Source organism: Salinispora cortesiana, assembly GCF_000484695.1.
GTDB classification, from domain to species: domain Bacteria; phylum Actinomycetota; class Actinomycetes; order Mycobacteriales; family Micromonosporaceae; genus Micromonospora; species Micromonospora cortesiana.
This window is the reverse complement of sequence record NZ_AXVR01000007.1, coordinates 41,679-58,840: the sequence shown is the minus strand read 5'-3', so window position 1 is coordinate 58,840 and position 17,162 is coordinate 41,679. Positions and strand designations below refer to the sequence as shown.

The window sequence follows — 17,162 nt, the reverse complement described above, 5'->3', positions numbered from 1 at the left end:
CCCGACCGGCCCGGGTCGGGTCAGCGCCACCGGCGGCTGCGGCCGTCGGCGCTGACCCGGCCGGCCGCTCAGGTACGACGCCAGGCGAGCAGGCCGAAGAGCAACCCCGCCGCCCCCGCCACCGACACCATCCGGTGCCGGGACAGCCACGCCTGCGGGCTGTGCCGCAGCGATCGATCGGTGAACGCGCCGTGCGCACCGAAGTCATGGCCATCGGGTCCATCGGCCGGCTGCCACAGGTTCACCGGCTGGTCCGGGCCGACGGGCTGGTCGGTCTGCTGTGAGTCGTACCCCGTCCGGCCCAGGTAGCGATCCAGCAGCCCCGGCACCAGCCGGTTACCCAGGATGGTCAGGACGGTGGGCGTACCCACCCAGTACGCTCGTCGCTCCGGCCGGGCGGCAGCGGCGACGATGGAGCGGGCAGCGACCTCCGGCTCGTAGATGGGCGGCACCGGCTGGGCGTGCCGCGGCAGCCGGGACAGCAGCCACGAGAACTGTGGGGTGTTCATCGCCGGTAGGTGCACCATGGTGACCTTGACGTTGCTCTTGTCGTGCAGCAACTCACAACGGAGCGACTCGGTGAACCCGACGATGGCGTGCTTGGCCCCACAGTAGGCGGCCTGCAGGGGAATCCCCCGGTACGCCAGCGCCGATCCGACCTGCACGATGGCGCCCCGGTCCCGCGGGACCATGTGATCCAGGGCCACCCGCGTGCCGTAGACGTAGCCGAGGTAGGCGACCTCGGTGGTCCGGCGGAACTCCTCGGGCCGAATCTGCTGGAAGGGCGCGAAGACCGAGCTGAACGCCACATTGATCCACACGTCGATCGGCCCCAGTTCGTCCTCGACCCGCTGGCCGGCGGCGGCGACCTGGTGATAGTCGGCCATGTCGACCTCAATCGGCACGGCGTGGCCGCCAGCGGCGCGGACATCTTCGGCCGCGGCGTCGAGACCGGCACGGCCGCGGGCCAACAGGGCGATCGTGACCCCCGGCCGCGCCAGCTGCCGTACGGTGGCCCGCCCGACCCCGCCGCTGGCACCCGTGACCACCGCCACCTGAATCTCCCGTAGCCCGTGCCCCATCCGCGCCACCTCCCGTAACGGGTTGACCTGCTCTGGTCCTACTCGGGTCGGCCCGCTGTCTACCCGGCCCGGGTCGAGATAGTCGGCGGGCGGGTGGGCGGCCGCGGGTGTGCGGCGACGCCGATCGGGTACGGGGCACGGGGAGGTGCTGCCGTGGCCCGCAACGAACGGACAAGTCGACCCGAGGCGCCGCACCAGCATTCCCCGACCGTGCTCCGGGAGTACTCCCTACTCGCCGACGGCCAGCGCGCGGCGCTGGTCGGCCCGGACGGCAACATCGTCTGGCTCTGCGCGCCCGGATGGGCCGACCCGCCGCTGTTCAGCAGCCTGCTCGGCGGCCGGGGCAGCTACCTGGTGACCCCGACGAACCCGCGCTTCGTCTGGGGTGGCCAGTACGAGCCCGAATCGTTGATCTGGATCAACAGGTGGGTGACCACCGACGGAATCATCGTCACCCGGGAGGCCCTGGCGTTCCCCGGCGACCACCGACGGGTGGTCCTGCTCCGCCAGGTCCACGCCCTGGACCAGGACGCGGCGGTCCGGGTACGGCTCGACCCTCGGGCGGACTTCGGGCGAGAGCGGATCCGCCAGGTGCGGCAGGACGGGGGGCTTTGGCACGCCCGCACCGGCGACCTGTACCTGCGACACCGCTGCGACCAACCCCTCGAATCCGACGCCGAGGGGACGCTCGGCGGCGAACTGCGGGTGCCCGCCGGCGGGCGGATTGATCTGGTGCTGGAGATCTCCACCCAGCCACTCGAGGAGGCGCCGCCCGACCCCTCCGAGCTGTGGCGGATCACGGAGAAGTCCTGGCGGAGCGTACTGCAACCACTGACCCACGGCACCGCGGGACGAGACGCGGTCTTCGCCTACACCGTGCTCCGCGGGCTGACCCGGCCCGGCGGTGGGATGGTCGCCGCGGTGACCACGGGGCTGCCGGAGCGAGCACTCGCCGGCCGCAACTACGACTACCGGTACGCCTGGATCCGCGACCAGTCCTTCGCCGGGCAGGCCGCCGCCCTGATCGGCCGGCACGACCTCCTCGACGACGCGGTGCGGTTCCTCACCGACCGGGTCCTCGCCGAGGGCGATCGACTCGCGCCCGCCTACACCGTCGACGGCAACCCCGTACCGCCGGAAGAGGAGCTGACGTTTCTGCCCGGCTATCCGGGGGCCAGGGCCCGGACCGGTAACTGGGTTCGGGGGCAGTTCCAGCTGGACGCCTACGGCGACGTGCTGATGGTCCTGGCGACCGCCGCCGAACGGGGCCGGTTGGAGGCCACCTCCTGGCAGGCGCTGACCGTCGCCGCCGAGGCCATCGAGAAGTGCTGGCGGTCACCCGACTCGGGTATCTGGGAACTTCCGGCCCGGCAGTGGACCCACTCGAAGCTGACCTGTGTGGCCGGGTTGCGCGCGGCGGCCCGGGTCGCGCCGGGCGGACTGGCCGGCCGTTGGGCCTCCCTCGCCGACACGATTCTCGCCGACACCACCGCGCACGGCCTGCACCCTTCCGGGCGCTGGCAGCGCGCCTACGACGATCCCCGGGTTGACTCGGCGTTGCTGCTGCCGGGAATCCGCGGCGCTCTGCCCGAGGGGGATCCCCGGACCGAGGCGACCCGTCGGGCCGTCCTGACCGAGCTCCAGCAGGACGGCTACCTGTACCGGTTTCGACCCGACCGTCGTCCGCTGGGCGACGCCGAGGGGGCCTTCCTGCTCTGCGGTTTCGCCGCGGCGCTCGCCGAGTGGCAGGCCGGCGACGCCGTCGCCGCGAACCGGTGGTTCGAACGCAACCGGGCGGGGTGTGGCCCACCGGGGCTCTTCACCGAGGAGTTCGACGTGGCACAACGGCAGCTGCGGGGCAACCTACCGCAGGCCTTCGTGCACGCGCTGATGCTCGAAACCGCCGTACGCCTCGGCCACGCCGCTCCCTGCGCCGACTGATGCCGTGACCACCAACGTTCGCGGCGCTGGCTGACCCGCCAGGCGCGCCGGTCTGGCACCCAGCACCCCGCAGGCGGCCAACCATAGAGCCCGCAAGTGGACCGTGCCGTCCGCCAGTACGACAGCCAGCGACTGCTTCACCGGCGGCTACGGGCACCCGCCCGACTCGCGGCGATACCGTCGTGGACGGTCCAGCCGATGGCGATGGCGGCATCGGTCACCGCGACGCGACGCCGTCGCCGGTCAGCGGTGAGCGCCACCGCGGTCAACGCGTGCACCCCGTCGGCGACCGCGCCGAGCCGGAACGCCTCCGGCGTCGGCCAGCGGAGCAGTACCGCCGCCTGCACCAGATGCCGGACTCCAAGCACCCGCAGGATCACCAACGGGGTCGAGCTCGGGTGGCCGCCCATCGCCCGCAGCACCCGGCCGGGCGCGGCCAGAAGCAGCCCGCCCCAGACCAACCGCGTCAGCTCCCCCACCGCCGCCATCGGGGTCAGCTCCCCCACGCTCACGGTCGGGTTCAACTTCCCCATGGCCATAGTCGAGGTCAGCCTCCCCATGCCCACGGTCGGAATCGATGCCCGTTTCGCTGCCATCGCCTCGCCCCTCAGTTTGGTGCCGGACCCGCCCTCACCACCACCGCCGCCGCGGCCCTGGCCTCCCCCACCACCGCGCCTTCGCCCCGACCAGGGCGGCCACCGGGGCGAGCACGGCCAGGCCGGCCAACCCGACCGCGGCCAGCCGGGCCCGGCGGGAGGACGGCTGCGGCCGGCGCCCCCACCGCTGTTCCGGCCGAGACACCACCGACTCGCCGCGCAACCCGGCGCGCAGCAGCTCGGCCAGATGAATCGCCGAGCGACCACCGGCCGCGCTCTGTTCGACCTGGGTCCGGCAACTGAACCCGTCAGCGAGCAGCACATCGGTGTCGGCAGCGTCCCGAACAGCCGGCAGGAGCACCCGTTCGGCGCACGCCGTGGAGACCTCGTAGTGCCCCTGCTCGAAGCCGAAGTTGCCGGCCAGACCACAGCAGCCCGAATCGAGAAAGTCGGCTCGCACCCCGGCACTGGTGAGCACTGCCTGGTCAGCGGCGGTACCCAGGATGGCGTGCTGGTGGCAGTGGGTCTGGATCAGCGCGTGTGCCGGCAGCCGCGGCGGCTGCCAGCCGGGGCTGTGATCATGAAGTAGCTCGGCCAGGGTGACCGTCTGCTGGCGGAGGCGAGTGATGTCCTCGTCGTCTGGGAAGAGTTCGTGGGCGTCGCTGCGGAACATGGCCGTACAGCTCGGCTCCAGACCAACCACCCGGGTGCCCGCCCGCAGGTGCGGCCGCAGGACCGCAACAGTACGCCGCAACATCCGCTTGGCGACACCGAGCTGACCGGTGGAAACCCAGGTCAGCCCACAGCAGACCGGCTCCTCCGGCACGCGGACCCGCCAGCCGGCGGACTCCAGCACCTCGACGGCGGCCTGGGCCACCCCGGGATGAAACCGGTTGGTGAAGGTGTCCGGCCAGAGCAGAACCTCGCCACGGTGGCCGTCCCCGGCCGGGGACCGGTTGGCGAACCACCGCTGGAAGCTCTGGGCGGCGAAGGTCGGCACGTCCCGCCGCTGGTCGATGCCGCCCACCACCTTGGCGAGCCGGCCCAGACCGGGTGCCTGGGTGAGGGCGTTCACCACCCCGGGTGCGACTCCGGCCACCGCCGCCAGCATCGGCAGCCACCCCATCGAGTAGTGCGCGCGAGGACGGGGCCGGCCGGCATAGTGGTGGGACAGGAACTCCGCCTTGTAGGTCGCCATGTCCACGTTCACTGGACAGTCGGCCTTGCAGCCCTTGCAGGCCAGGCAGAGGTCGAGGGCGTCCCGGACGGCGGTGGAGCGCCATCCGTCGTCGATGCTGCCGCCCCGGGCGCCGCCGTCGAGCATCTCGAAGAGCAGCCGGGAGCGCCCCCGCGTGGAGTGCTCCTCCTCTCTGGTGACCATGTAGGAAGGACACATCACTTCACCGTCGTGCCGGCGGCACTTGCCCACTCCGACACAGCGAAGCACGGCGTTGGCGAAGCTACCCTGGTCATCGGGGTAGGCGAAGGTGGTCCGCACCGGGCCGTGGTCATAGTCGACGCCCAGCCGCAGGTGGCTGTCGAGCGGATAGGGCGCGACCGTCTTGCCCGGATTCATCCGGTCGTCCGGATCAAAGATCGCCTTGAGCTGGCCGAACGCACGCATGAGCCGGCCACCGTACATCCTCGGCAGCAGCTCGCCCCGGGCCTGGCCGTCTCCGTGCTCACCGGAGAGGGAGCCGCCGTAGGAGAGCACCAGGTCAGCCACCCGCTCCAGAAAGGAACGGAACCGGCGTACGCCGTCGGCGGTGTTCAGCTCGAACGGAATGCGGGTGTGCACACACCCCTGCCCGAAGTGGCCGTACAGCGAGGCCTGGCCAAGGCCGTACTCGTCGAGGAGCCGGCGCAGGTCCCGCAGGTAGTCGCCGAGCTTCTCCGGAGCGACCGCCGAATCCTCCCAGCCCGGCCAGGTGCGCTCGGCACCGCGTACCTGTGCCGTCGCCCCCAGGGATGACTCCCGGACCTGCCACATCTGCTGTTCGTGGGTCGGGTCGGTGAACTCGTGCACGGTCCCCGCGCCACCGTCGCGGACGGCGGCGATCAACCGGCTGGCGGCGGCACGCGCCTGGTCTGGCGTCTCCCCGCCCATCTGGATCATCAACCAGGCGCCGCCCTCGGGGATCTCCCGGAGCCCCGCGGACTGCTGGCGTTTGCGCCGCTCGTCGGCGACCAGCCGGTGGTCGATGCCCTCCAGCGTGACCGGTCGGTGCGCCAGCACCCGCATGACATCGTCGCCCGCCGCAGCGATGTCCGGATAGTTGACAAAGACCAGGGCGGACGCCTTGACCACGGGCACCAGCCGCAACCGCGCCCGGAGAATGGTGACCAGCGTGCCCTCGGAGCCGACCAGCGCCTGCGCGAGGTGGAAGCCCTTCTCCGGCAGGAGGCTGTCGAGGTTGTACCCGGAGACCCGGCGCGGAATATGCGGGTAGCGGGTACGGATGTCGGCCAGGTACTCCTCGCGCAGCGCCCGCAGCTGCCGGTAGATCTCGGCCGGCCGACCGCCGCGGAGCTGGATCTCGGCGTACTGCTCGTCGGTGGTCTCGCCGACCCAGATCCGGGTGCCGTCGTAGAGCAGGACCTCCAGCTCGACGATGTTGTCGACCACCTTGCCGGTCCGCTGGGCGGTGGCTCCGCAGGAGTTGTTGCCGAGCATCCCGCCGAGGGTGCAGCGGCTGTGGGTAGCCGGGCGGGGGCCGTACTCCAACCCGGTCGACGCGAGCTGGGCGTTGAGTGAGTCCAGGACGATGCCGGGCTCCACCAGGCAGGTCCGCGCCTGTGGATCTACCTCCAACAGGAGGTGGCAGTACTTCGACCAGTCCAGCACGACAGCGGTGTTGGTGCACTGCCCGGCCAGGCTGGTGCCACCACCCCGGGAGACCAGCGGCGCCTGATGCCGACGACACACCGCGACCGCCGCCGCCCCTGCCTCGAGCGTCCGGGGCAGCACCACCCCGAGCGGCACCTGCCGGTAGTTGGAGGAGTCAGTGGAGTAGGCGGCCCGGGAACCGACATCGAACCGGATCTCCCCGTCCACCTCGGCCCGAAGGTCGGCGACGAGTGCCGCCAGGTCGACCTCCGGCGCCGGCCCGGGAGCGCGTACGACGGGGTGGGGCAGCAGAACCTCACTCACGGCCGCCGCTCCCGCCGCCGTGGGGCCCGCCTTCCCTACTCCCCCCACCACGCTCACCGCCCGATTCTTGCCAACTTGACACAATTCTCGGGCCCGAGGTACCCGGGCGAGGCCACCGGTAAACCCACCTCCCCGCCGTTGTCCGCGCCACCGGGGGCAACCAATAAGCTCAGGTCGTCCGGGAGCTGGTGCGCTGTCCCGACCGCCCCTGTGGCCCCGCCACACCGGAGGGGGCCGGCCCATCAGTACGGGTGACGTGGCCGGCGCTGACGGGTGAGGTGGAGGAGGGCGGTCCCGCTGAGGATGAACAGGGCTGCCGCCCCGAGCAGGGTGGGCAGGTTGGGTCCGGTGGTGGGCAGATCGGGAGGTCCGGCGATAGTGATCGTGGTCGCTTCGGACCGACTGTTGGGGCAGACGCTGGTGGTGCTGGTGTAGTCGGCGGTGAGGGTGTTGCCGCCGACCGGGAGCCGGGTGGTGTGGGTGGCGGTGTTGGTGCTGTCCAGCGGCACGGTAGCGAGGTCGGTGTCGTTGCTGCGGAAAGTGACGCTGCCGGTCGGGTCACCGGCGTTACAGGTGACGGTGGCGGTGAGCGTGACGTCCTGATCCGCGGTCGGGTCCGGCGGCGAGACCTGCAAGACCGTGGCCGAGGCCGCCTGGAGCGTGGGCAGGGCCAGATTGTGGTCGTTGCCGACGGCGATCGTGTCCAGGGTGGTGCCGGTGGGCAGGCTGACCGCCACCGGGGTGGCGCTGTCGGAGGTGGTCCCGTCCCCCAGGTGACCCTGCGAGTTGACACCCCAGGCCAGAGCGGTGCCGTCGCTGGCTATCACCACGTTGTGGTCACTGTCGCCACTGGCGATGGCGGTGAGCTGGGTGCCGACCGGAAGAGTGACCGAGACCGGTTCGCTGCTGTCGAAGGTGGAGCCGTTGCCCAACTGCCCCAGCTTGTTGCCGCCCCAGGCGAGGGCGGTTCCGTCGGAGGCCAGCACCGCGCTGTGCGTACGGCCGGCGGCGACCGCGGTGGCCTCGGTGCCGACGGGCAGGGCGGCGGTGACGGGTACGAGGCTGTCCGTGGTGGTGCCGTCGCCAAGTTGGCCGCGAGAATTGCTGCCCCAGGCCAGGGCCGCGCCGTCGGCGGTCAACGCCAGGCTGTGGTCGCCTCCGCCAGTGACGGCGGTGACGATGGGCCCGGGTGGCAGCGCAACGGCGACCGGGGTGCTGCGGCCGAAGCGGGTTCCGTCACCCAGTTGGCCTTCGCTGTTCGCCCCCCAGGCGAGCAGGGCCGCCGGCCCGGTCGAGGTCAGGACCAGGTTGTGGTCGCGGCCCGCGGCGATAGCGGCGACCACGGTCCCCGCTGGCAGGCGTACCGCGATGGGCGTACTGCTGCTGGTGACCGTGCCGTTGCCGAGCTGGCCGGAGTTGTTGGCGCCCCAGGCGAGCAGCGAGCCGGTGGAGGTCAACGCCACACTGTGATTGGCGCCGACGGCTACGGCAACGACCCGGACACCCGCGGGCAGGCGCACCGGGACGGGCTCGCCACTGCTGACGATGGTCCCGTTACCGAGTTGACCCTCGTAATTGCTGCCCCAGGCGAGGAGGGCGCCAGCGGAGGTCAACGCCAGACTGTGGCGTTCACCGGCAGCGACGGCGGCGACCGTGGTATCGGCGGGCAGGCGCACCGCGAGCGGCTCACTGCTGTTGTCCGTGGTCCCGTCGCCCAGCTGGCCCCCGGCGTTCCCACCCCAGGCGAAGATCGCGTCGGAGATGGCGGAGGTCGATGCCGGTTGGTGTTGCGCCGATCCGGGTTGGTGGTGCGCCGACGCGGACGATCCGCCGATCACCGGCGAGAGCGCCACCGCCAGCGCGAGGGAGAACCAACCGGCGACCGCACGTCGCACGGGCTGCACTCCGCCACCCCGGCCACGCCGCTGGCAGAATCCCTGCATCGCACCCACCTCCGAGCGGATAGCCCTCCGCTAATAGGACAGAAGCCATTATTAGCGACCTATTGCCGAATCGACGCGCAGAAACGCCCACCCCCATGGCCCTGGTCAATCCGCCGATCGAATACCAGACCAACGGCGTTCCGCCGGCCGAAACCAGCTCGCCCGCCCCGGAGCATCAGTTCACGCGCCACCGAACAAAGGTGAAAGCATGTGCCGCCGGCTGTTGTTCGCCGCCACCGTTAGCCAGCGGCAGGAGCCAGGAACGTACGGGCACCGCGGAGCTGCGTGTTCAGTTTCGACTGGGTCTCGGTGCAGTCGAGACGGACCCGGATCGGACCAGGAACGGTGGTGTCGGCCCGCCGGCCGGCGGGCAGGACCGTGTCGTCGAGACCGTCGCGGCGGGCGATGAGCCGGCCGAGTTCGTAGCGGCTGACCGCATCGGCGCCAGCGACGTGGTGAATTCCGGCGGACCCGGAGTCGGCCAGCTCCAGCAGCGCCGCGGCCAGGTCCGTGACGTGGATCGGGCAGCGCAGGTCGTCGGTGAAGAGGACACCACGGGTGGGATCGGCGGCGAGGGCGTGCACCAACCGCTCCGAGGAAGAGCTACCACCAGCTCCAATGATCAACGAGGTACGAGCGATGACCGCACTCGGATCCAGGCCCCGGGTCGCCGTCTCGACCGCGGCCTTGGCCGCACCGTACGGGCTGATCGGGTCAGGGCTGGCCGTCTCGTCGTAGCGCTCCGCCGCGCCGGAGAAGACCGCATCACTGGAGACCTGCACCAGGCGGGCCCCGTTGGCGGCCGCGGCGGCAGCCACGTGCATGCCGCCGTCGGCGGTGATGACCCAGTCATCCTGTTGGTAGGCCACATTGATGATCGCAGCGGGTCGAAGCTGGTGCACCAGGGCGGCAACCTCGCTGCGGCGTCGGATGTCGAGCCTTCGCCAGTCCACCCCCGCTACCGCCGCCACCCGATGGTGGAAGGTCGCCGCCACCTGACGGTTGGCTCGCCGCGCCTGGCGGACGAGCTCTCGGCCCAGCAGTCCACTACCGCCCACCACGAGAAGGTCCATGGGACGCAATATTGCCCGATGCCGCTGGCCACCTCAGTGGTGGGTCGACCGGTGTCGGCGGGTGAGGTAGATGAAGCCGGCACCGACAAGGATGAGCAGGGCGGCGGCTCCGAGTAGGCTGGGCAGGCTGGCCCCGGTCATGGGCAGATCAGGGTCAGTCGGATCGGTGGGATCACTCGGATCCGAGTTGCCCGGCGCTGTTGTCTCCCCCGGCGAAGACGGTGCCGGCCGAGGTCAGCGCGGCACTGTGGATGCGGCTGGCCACCATAGCGGCAACGTCGGCACCGAGGGGCAGAGCGACGCTGACCGGCGCGAGCCGGTTGGTATTGGTCCCGTCCCCGAGTTGACCGGAGTTGTTGTACCCCCAGGCGAGGGCGGTGCCGGTGGAGGTGACCGCCAGGCTGGCCGGGTCTGGTACCCGGACCTGGTCGAGCAGCGGGATCAGTTGCTGGGTGTCGGCTGCCTGACCTGGAGTGATGCGGGTAGCCAGAGAGCGGCCACGTCCGTCGGCCAGGGTGTGGATCTTCGTGGTCAGTCCGCCGCGGGACCGGCCGATGGCTTGCGCTGCCCGCGCATCGGTACTGCTCAACCCCCTTTTCGGGCACCTGCCGCGTGCTGATGGGTACGCACGATGGTGCCGTCGGCCGCCCAGCGGCGAAACCGTTGATACGCGGTCTTCCATGGCCCATACCGTTCGGGCAGGTCACGCCATGGCGAACCGGTCCGCTTGACCCAGCAGATCGCGTTGATGACCTGCCGATGATCACGCCACTGGTTACCTCGCAGGGGCTGCGTCGGCAGCAGCGGCGCCAGCACAGCCCACTCGTGGTTCGTCAGATCTCCTCGTGCCACAAAGGTCTAACGAGCGAAACTCATGATCCGCGAGACAGAACCTGGTCGGATCGGGCTGGCCATCTCGTCATAGCGCTCCGCCGTACCAGAAAATGGCATCATTAACCATCTATCCCCGCTAGCGTGAGTGAAAGTACCTATATCAGGAGTTCAGCTCGAGCGAGGCACCGTTGAGGCACATGCCTCAGCCTTGGTTCGATGGGATGTGCGTGCTGGAATCTACTCAGTTCGGAGCGGAACCGACAATGCTCGGTTCCCGAGTGGGATATCGCCACAACGGCGGGAGTCCCGTGACCGTGGTGCGGCTGCAGCGGTCGACACCCTCCGGGCACTGTCCGCGCCGCGTCCCTCGGAGTGCGGCTCCGGGACCAGGAAAGTGGAGACCACAAACATGATGATCGCCAACTATGCACGGGAGGATTTCCTCGCTGACGGCCTTCCTGGCGGGGACGCCCTGCCGCCTGCGCCCGCACCGACTCCGGGTCGCCACCGGGTCCCCGTACGCCGCAGGGTCGAGCACACGGGAAGACCAGGACGGGTGCGCCGATGAGCGATGACTACGACGCCATCGTCATCGGTGCGGGCAACGCCGGGCTCAGCAGCGCGGCCACGCTCCAACGCGGTGGCAGGCGTACGCTCCTGCTGGAACGCCATAACATTCCCGGTGGTGCGGCGACCTCGTTCGTGCGGGGGCGGTTCGAGTTCGAGGTGTCGCTGCACCAGTTGGGCGGCATGGGGAACGGCCCACTCCGGCAGGTTCTCGACCAGCTGGACGTCACCCGCAGGTTGAAGTTCGTGGAGGAGCGTGACCTCTACCGCACCGTGGTCCCCGGGGTCCTCGACATCACCCTGCCCGCCGAGTGGCAGGGTGTCGCCGACGCGATCGAGGACAGCTTCCCGGGCAACCGCGCCCGAGTCGAGTCCTTCCTCGAGTTGTGCCATGAGGTCGGAAACTGGCAGCTGGCAGTTCGGGCGAGCCTGCATCAGCCCCAGGAACAGGCCGCGTGGCTGCGCGGGCTGCCCCGGGTGCGCCGCAACGGCCTGCGCCCGGCGAAAGAGGTGCTCGACGAGTACTTCGACGACGACCGGATCAAGCATGTTCTGGCGTCCTACTGGAGCTACAACGGACAGCCGCCCTCCACCCTGCCGTTCATGGACCTGGCGAGAATTCTGACGCTCTACCTCGAATACAAGCCCTACCACCTGCACGGCGGCAGCCAGGCCATGTCCTCGGCGATGCTGGACTCCTTCCTGGAAGCGGGCGGCGATGTCCGCTTCAACTCGAACGTCGCGGAAATCCGCACCCGCCAGGGCACCGTGGTCGGGGTCCGCCTGGACAACGGCGACGAATACGACGCTCGGATGGTGGTATCGAACGCCTCCGCCGTCACCACCTACACCCGGATGCTCGACCCCACCGTCGTCCCCGATTCCGTCCTGCGCGATCTCCGCAGCAGAAGGCTGGGAATCTCCGGCACGATCACCTACCTCGGCCTGGACGCCACGGCACGCGAGCTGGGCTTCACCGCGGGAACCAACATGATCACCAGCGAACTCGCGGAGAACACCGTCCGGGACAGCATGTTCTCCCTGGGTCCGACGCCTTACGTGGTCGCGAGCTGTTACGACGTCAACCCGATCGGGTTCGCGCCGCCCCGGGCATCCCACGTGGCGATCTTCTCCGTCCAGTACGGCCGGGTGTGGGACACGCTCGCACCGGAGGACTACGCCCGAGCCAAGTACGCGTACGCCCAATCCCAGCTCGACTTGGTCGAGGTGATAAGCCCTGGGCTGCGGGACGTCATCGAGGAGGCCGAGGTGGCCACCCCGCACACCCTCCGGCGCTACCTCGGCCACCCGGGCGGCGCCATCTACGGCTTCGACCAGGACATCACCGACAGCTGGCTCTTCCGCGACGCGGATCTCAAGCCCAATGTGCCCGGCCTGTTCCTCCTCAGCGCGTGGACCACCGCGGGCGGGTACAACCCAACGATCGTGACCGCGGCACGCTTCTCCCAGCGGCTTTTGCAGCTCTAGACCTCCCTTCGACAGACCGGGGAAATCTGATGCCCGCCCATCCCCTCGCCCGCTTCTTCGATCATGTCGACGATGTCACCGCCGAGATCGCCCGCCGAGAGGCCGGGGGTGTGGCGCACCCCGCCGCTGTGGACGACGAAATCGCGGTGTGTCACCCGAAGCAGCTCGATCTCGTCGTGGACGAGGTCATCACCGAGACCGCGACGACGAAGACCTTCCGGCTACGCCGGGCCACCGGTGAGCTACTTCCACCGTTCCAGGCAGGTCAGTACATCAGCCTGCGGCTTCAGATCGACGGTGTCCGTACCAGCAGGGCATTCTCGGTGTCCTCCAGCCCCACCGAACGCCGCCACTACGACCTGACGGTCCGGCGGGTTCCCGGCGGCTGCGTCAGCAACCACCTGCTCGACACCATCACTCCCGGCGATCGGCTGGTCAGCAGCGGCCCCATCGGTACGTTCCACCACAACCCGCTCTTCCACGGCGAAGACCTGGTCTTCCTGGCCGGTGGTTCGGGTGTCGCCCCCGCCATGAGCATGATCCGCGAGGTCGTCAACCGCGGCCTGCCGCGCACACTCCACCTCGTCTACGGATCGCGCCGCGCCGACGACATCATTTTCCGGGCTGAGCTCGACCAGATCGCCCGCGGCAATCCGGAGATCATAGTGGACCACGTGATCTCCGAGCCGGACGCAGACTGGTCGGGACCTACGGGGTTCTTGTCGGCGGCAGTCGTCGAGCGACTCGCGGGTCCGCTTCGTGGCCGGATGACCTACGTCTGCGGCCCGCCCGCCATGTATGCCTACCAACTCCGGCAGCTCGACCGGATGGGCCACCCGCGCCGCAGGGTGCGGCTGGAGGCCAACGGGATCGCCCTGCCCGCTGGCGAGGACCGCGACTGGCCCGCCGAGGTGGACCCGACCGCGGAGGTGACCGTCGCGGTGCGGGGGCGTGGAGCCTTCCGCACCCCGCGCAACCGCCCACTGCTTGACGCGTTGGAGGACAACGGCTTCCAGCCGGAGGCGCCGTGCAGGTCGGGAGAGTGCAGTATGTGCCGGGTCCGGGTGGTACGTGGTTCTGTCTTCACTGCGGCCGAGGCCCGCCTCCGGATGTCGGATCGTGACTTCGGGTTCACCCACTCCTGTGCCGCATATCCGGTCACCGACGTGGAAGTGGACTTCTGAATGCCGGGCGTACCTCGCAGCTCATGACCCGGATCCCTCCCTGTCACGCTGATGGGAGACAGCCACGTGGGCATCATGCTGATCGACCGGTCATGTGGTGAACGTGGGAACCGTCCCTGGTCGCCCCCGGGTCCGGGCATCCAGGCCGGGGGGGTAGGTCTGTCGCCGACCGGTGGCCGTGGGGCGGGGCGGAGGCCCCGTAGCAGTCCGAGGCAGGGAAAGCTCGACAGGCTCCGGACCGGGCCGTACCGGTGTCAGTCGGACGCCGACAGCAGCGCCTTCACCTCTGGCAGGTGCTGGTAGTCGCGCAGAGCGAGTCGCACGTGTTTGGAGACCGCCACCCGAACACCGCCGAGTAGCGTGGTGGCCCGGGCCACTGACTCCACGCTCCCGGCCGTGTCCCCGACCGCCGCCTGGGCCTCCGCGGCGCGCAGCAGGTACAGCGAGCGCAACGACGGCGGCAGGTTCAGCTCCGACACGTGTTCGGAGAACAGCGGCTCGAAGGCTTTGACCGCCTGATCCGGCCGGCCCAGTTCCAGTAGAGACACGCCGTCCATCATCTGCAACCAGCAGTTGCTGCGGGCCGGCAGGATCGCCATGGGATCCCCGTACGGCACGCTCTCCAACGCGTTGCGCCCCGCCGAGAGTGACTGGCGCCGGCCAAGGTCGTCACCGAGCTGGGCGTGCACCCGGGCGATCTGCGCGTGCATCAGCGTGGGCAGCGCCGGATCCCGCACCGGTATTCGGGATCGGCGCAGGAACGTCCGCGCGGACGTGAGGAGCTCGGTGGCCTCCTTGTGTAGCCCGAGGTCCAGGTACTGGGCAGCGTGGATCGTCATGATCGCTGCAGCGATCTCCGCCGCGCCGGCGGCCGTGGCACAGCGCAGACCCGCCACGTAGTACCGCTGGGCGCTGACGTGTTCCCCCTCGAGTCGGGCGATGAAGCCGCACAGGGACAGTCCTTCTGCGGCGAGCGTCAGCAACCCACGGCCCTTTTCCGCGATCACATCTGTCGTGGTGGCGAAGTGGTTGGCCACATGCCGCAGTTCCTGCTCGCTGGCCGGCACCAGCCATCCGGCGGTGAACCAGCCCGCGAACGTGAGCAGCGCTTGCAGTCGGGTGCACGCCTGGAATACCGATCCCAGCTCGGCATCCGTTCCGAGTTGCCCCATGAGAGGCGCCCGGGCGGGTTGCGGCAGGTGCTGTGGCACCTTCGTCAGGGCCTCGGTCATGGCGTCCTGCCAGTTCTCCGCGAGCGACTTGGCTGCCGGTCCGGTTGCCAGCAGGTACCCCTGTTGCGCCTGTTGTCGCTCCGCCACGGCGTCGAGGATGGCCTCTGGGGCAGCCGCGGGTGTCCAGGGGAGCTCCAGCTGACGTGCGTCGCCGTATGCCAGGTGGAGCCATTCGGGCCAGGCCCGATTGTCGACATACTCCTGGGCGACGCCATGGATATGGGCGATGGCGAGCTGTGCGGTCCGTTCCGGGACGGCTCGGCCGGCCTCCCAACGGGAGACCTTTTCTCGACGTGCCGCCATGTGGCCGAACCCCAGCGTGGCGTGCGTCTCGGCGATCAGGCGGGCGTACTCGCCATGGGTATGGCCGGCCTTGGCGCGTAGCACAGCGAGGGGGTGGCGCCGTGGTGCCGTAACTACGGTGCCTCGAACGCTCTCGCGCATTGACATCCTGCACTCCTCGATGACTCGCTCACTTGAGGCGGTTGTGGCCGTCAAGCCGATACCAGCGTCAGCTACCCAGAAGACAGCGCGGCGGAATCAATGGTTACGGCACCAATACACCATTTCCCGGACCCAAGAAAACAAATTGGTTCGACATTTTCCAAACACTCAGGATCGGCAAATTCATATATCAGAACTCACTATAAATGGCCAAACAAACCGATAGATACGCCATATCGGCTAATGAGTACGACCACATCTCTGCGCTTACGACGAGACGAAGACGTGATGACACGGTGGCGACGCTTCGGGGATCTTGTTTCGATGAACACTACCATCCACGCCGCTCATTATGTCAACACCGTTGCACTATACTGCAAACCAATCAAACCAGCCAAAATAGGACACTTTGATTTTGTTGATCTTCGGTGCAAGTCCGGGATAGCGGCCCGGCCGGCCGGCTTTGACAACCAGCGATTTTCCACTATGGATAATCCCAGTATGTCTACAGCAGCTACCAGCGGCGGATGAGGGCAGACATCCCATCGACCCTCCGCCGCCCCGACACAACGAGGCAATACCATGCAAACCTCGAGGCGTCCACCCCGCAGGCGTGCGTCGTGATGCGGCGACAGCTACCACCCCGCGATCAGGGTTACCAACCTTTATGCGTGACGGAGACCAGGTCACCGGTAACAAAAGAGTACCTCCGAAGCGGTAAACAAGACCCCGCCACCACGTGAACGTGCCTTCGATGTGCCCTGCATCGAGACACGTCCGAGACACCCGATCTCCCATGGTTATTCACCCAGCCTGAGGCCAAACTTGCGATGTCGGCACGGCGAGGAACCGCGGCCGCTCTTGGCACTCGGATACCGCCTGCACAACATCCCACCAATCCGGCAGGAGTTTTGCCCATGAGTCGGTCTGTCTTGGTAACCGGCGGGAGTCGTGGAATCGGCCTTGCCGTGGCTCGACGACTCAGCGCCGACGGTAACCGGGTCGCGGTGACCTACCGATCGGGCGAACCCCCGGACGGACTGCTGGCCGTGCCGTGTGACGTCCTCGACACGGCTGCCGTGGACGAGGCATTCACCAAGGTCGAGGCGGAGCTGGGGCCGGTGGAGGTGCTGGTGGCAAACGCCGGCATCACCAAGGACACGTTGCTGATCCGGATGTCGGAAGGCGACTTCACCTCGGTGATCGACACGAACCTCACCGGCACGTACCGGGTGGTCAAACGCGCAGCGAGGAACCTGGTGCGGGCACGATCCGGGCGGGTGGTGATCATTTCCTCGACGGCCGCGCTGAGCGGCGTCGTGGGCCAAGTGAACTACGGCTCCTCGAAGGCGGGCCTGATCGGCATGGCCCGATCGCTGGCCCGTGAGTTCGCGCCGCGCGGGGTGCTGGTGAACGTGGTGGCGCCCGGACTCACCGACACCGCCATGAGCACAGCCCTCTCCGACACGACCCGCGACTCTATCGTCGGCCGGATTCCGTTGGGCCGGATGGCGACCCCGGAGGAGGTGGCCGCCACGGTTCACTTCCTCGCTTCCGAGGACGCCTCCTACATCACCGGGGCCGTCATCCCCGTCGACGGTGGCATGGGAATGGGGCACTGAGATGT

Annotated in this window: 10 protein-coding genes and 3 pseudogenes; 4 read left to right on the top strand and 9 right to left on the bottom strand. The window is 69.1% G+C overall.

The window, feature by feature from the left end:
* Nucleotides 1–68: 68 nt before the first annotated feature.
* The gene (locus tag K228_RS0105595; protein ID WP_025617527.1) at nt 69–1,082 is read right to left on the bottom strand and encodes an SDR family oxidoreductase; all 1,014 of its coding nucleotides are present in this window, start codon (nt 1,080–1,082) and stop codon (nt 69–71) included.
* Between the two features lie 153 nt (nt 1,083–1,235).
* Between K228_RS0105595 and K228_RS0105590 the strand changes: the two genes are divergently transcribed.
* On the top strand, nt 1,236–3,023 hold the full coding sequence (locus tag K228_RS0105590; RefSeq protein ID WP_025617526.1) for a glycoside hydrolase family 15 protein: 1,788 nt from the start codon (nt 1,236–1,238) through the stop codon (nt 3,021–3,023).
* A 137-nt stretch (nt 3,024–3,160) separates the two neighbouring features.
* On the opposite strand, the gene K228_RS0105585 is transcribed toward K228_RS0105590, so the two are convergent.
* The 7 genes and pseudogenes from K228_RS0105585 to K228_RS29380 all read right to left on the bottom strand — a co-directional run.
* On the bottom strand, nt 3,161–3,562 hold the full coding sequence (locus tag K228_RS0105585; protein ID WP_029723375.1) for a hypothetical protein: 402 nt from the start codon (nt 3,560–3,562) through the stop codon (nt 3,161–3,163).
* A gap of 91 nt (nt 3,563–3,653) precedes the next feature.
* Nucleotides 3,654–6,770 (bottom strand): FAD-binding and (Fe-S)-binding domain-containing protein, encoded by a 3,117-nt coding sequence (locus K228_RS0105580; protein ID WP_025617524.1) that lies wholly within the window; start codon nt 6,768–6,770, stop codon nt 3,654–3,656.
* Between the two features lie 242 nt (nt 6,771–7,012).
* Nucleotides 7,013–8,713 carry an RCC1 domain-containing protein gene (locus tag K228_RS0105575; protein WP_025617523.1) on the bottom strand — a complete coding sequence of 567 codons (1,701 nt, stop codon included), beginning with the start codon at nt 8,711–8,713 and terminating at the stop codon, nt 7,013–7,015.
* 239 nt (nt 8,714–8,952) lie between these two features.
* Nucleotides 8,953–9,786: an SDR family oxidoreductase gene (locus K228_RS0105570; RefSeq protein WP_025617522.1), complete on the bottom strand. Its 834-nt coding sequence runs from the start codon at nt 9,784–9,786 to the stop codon at nt 8,953–8,955.
* Between the two features lie 33 nt (nt 9,787–9,819).
* Nucleotides 9,820–9,936: pseudogene (locus K228_RS30365) on the bottom strand (LPXTG cell wall anchor domain-containing protein); the annotation flags it as partial.
* 28 nt (nt 9,937–9,964) lie between these two features.
* Nucleotides 9,965–10,189: pseudogene (locus K228_RS30360) on the bottom strand (cell wall anchor protein); the annotation flags it as partial.
* Between the two features lie 3 nt (nt 10,190–10,192).
* Nucleotides 10,193–10,638: pseudogene (locus K228_RS29380) on the bottom strand (transposase); the annotation flags it as partial.
* 546 nt (nt 10,639–11,184) lie between these two features.
* Here K228_RS29380 and K228_RS0105550 point away from each other — a divergent pair.
* Together K228_RS0105550 and K228_RS0105545 are read left to right on the top strand one after the other, a co-directional pair.
* The gene (locus K228_RS0105550) at nt 11,185–12,675 is read left to right on the top strand and encodes a phytoene desaturase family protein (RefSeq protein WP_025617521.1); all 1,491 of its coding nucleotides are present in this window, start codon (nt 11,185–11,187) and stop codon (nt 12,673–12,675) included.
* A gap of 29 nt (nt 12,676–12,704) precedes the next feature.
* The gene (locus tag K228_RS0105545) at nt 12,705–13,859 is read left to right on the top strand and encodes an FAD-binding oxidoreductase (protein ID WP_025617520.1); all 1,155 of its coding nucleotides are present in this window, start codon (nt 12,705–12,707) and stop codon (nt 13,857–13,859) included.
* A gap of 254 nt (nt 13,860–14,113) precedes the next feature.
* On the opposite strand, the gene K228_RS0105540 is transcribed toward K228_RS0105545, so the two are convergent.
* Nucleotides 14,114–15,535 (bottom strand): NsdA family TPR-like regulatory protein, encoded by a 1,422-nt coding sequence (locus K228_RS0105540; RefSeq protein WP_025617519.1) that lies wholly within the window; start codon nt 15,533–15,535, stop codon nt 14,114–14,116.
* Nucleotides 15,536–16,452: 917 nt separating this feature from the next.
* Here K228_RS0105540 and fabG point away from each other — a divergent pair.
* Nucleotides 16,453–17,157, top strand: coding sequence for a 3-oxoacyl-ACP reductase FabG (gene fabG, locus K228_RS0105535; protein WP_025617518.1), 705 nt, complete (start codon nt 16,453–16,455; stop codon nt 17,155–17,157).
* Nucleotides 17,158–17,162: the final 5 nt, after the last annotated feature.

What these genes read in the sequence shown, in the direction of transcription:
- K228_RS0105550 (WP_025617521.1), top strand. Translation starts at nt 11,185, where the DNA reads ATGAGCGATGACTACGACGCCATCGTCATCGGTGCGGGCAACGCCGGG.
- K228_RS0105585 (WP_029723375.1), bottom strand. Translation starts at nt 3,562, where the DNA reads ATGGCCATGGGGAAGTTGAACCCGACCGTGAGCGTGGGGGAGCTGACC.
- K228_RS0105575 (WP_025617523.1), bottom strand. Translation starts at nt 8,713, where the DNA reads ATGCAGGGATTCTGCCAGCGGCGTGGCCGGGGTGGCGGAGTGCAGCCC.
- K228_RS0105595 (WP_025617527.1), bottom strand. Translation starts at nt 1,082, where the DNA reads ATGGGGCACGGGCTACGGGAGATTCAGGTGGCGGTGGTCACGGGTGCC.
- K228_RS0105570 (WP_025617522.1), bottom strand. Translation starts at nt 9,786, where the DNA reads ATGGACCTTCTCGTGGTGGGCGGTAGTGGACTGCTGGGCCGAGAGCTC.
- K228_RS0105540 (WP_025617519.1), bottom strand. Translation starts at nt 15,535, where the DNA reads ATGCGCGAGAGCGTTCGAGGCACCGTAGTTACGGCACCACGGCGCCAC.
- fabG (WP_025617518.1), top strand. Translation starts at nt 16,453, where the DNA reads ATGAGTCGGTCTGTCTTGGTAACCGGCGGGAGTCGTGGAATCGGCCTT.
- K228_RS0105545 (WP_025617520.1), top strand. Translation starts at nt 12,705, where the DNA reads ATGCCCGCCCATCCCCTCGCCCGCTTCTTCGATCATGTCGACGATGTC.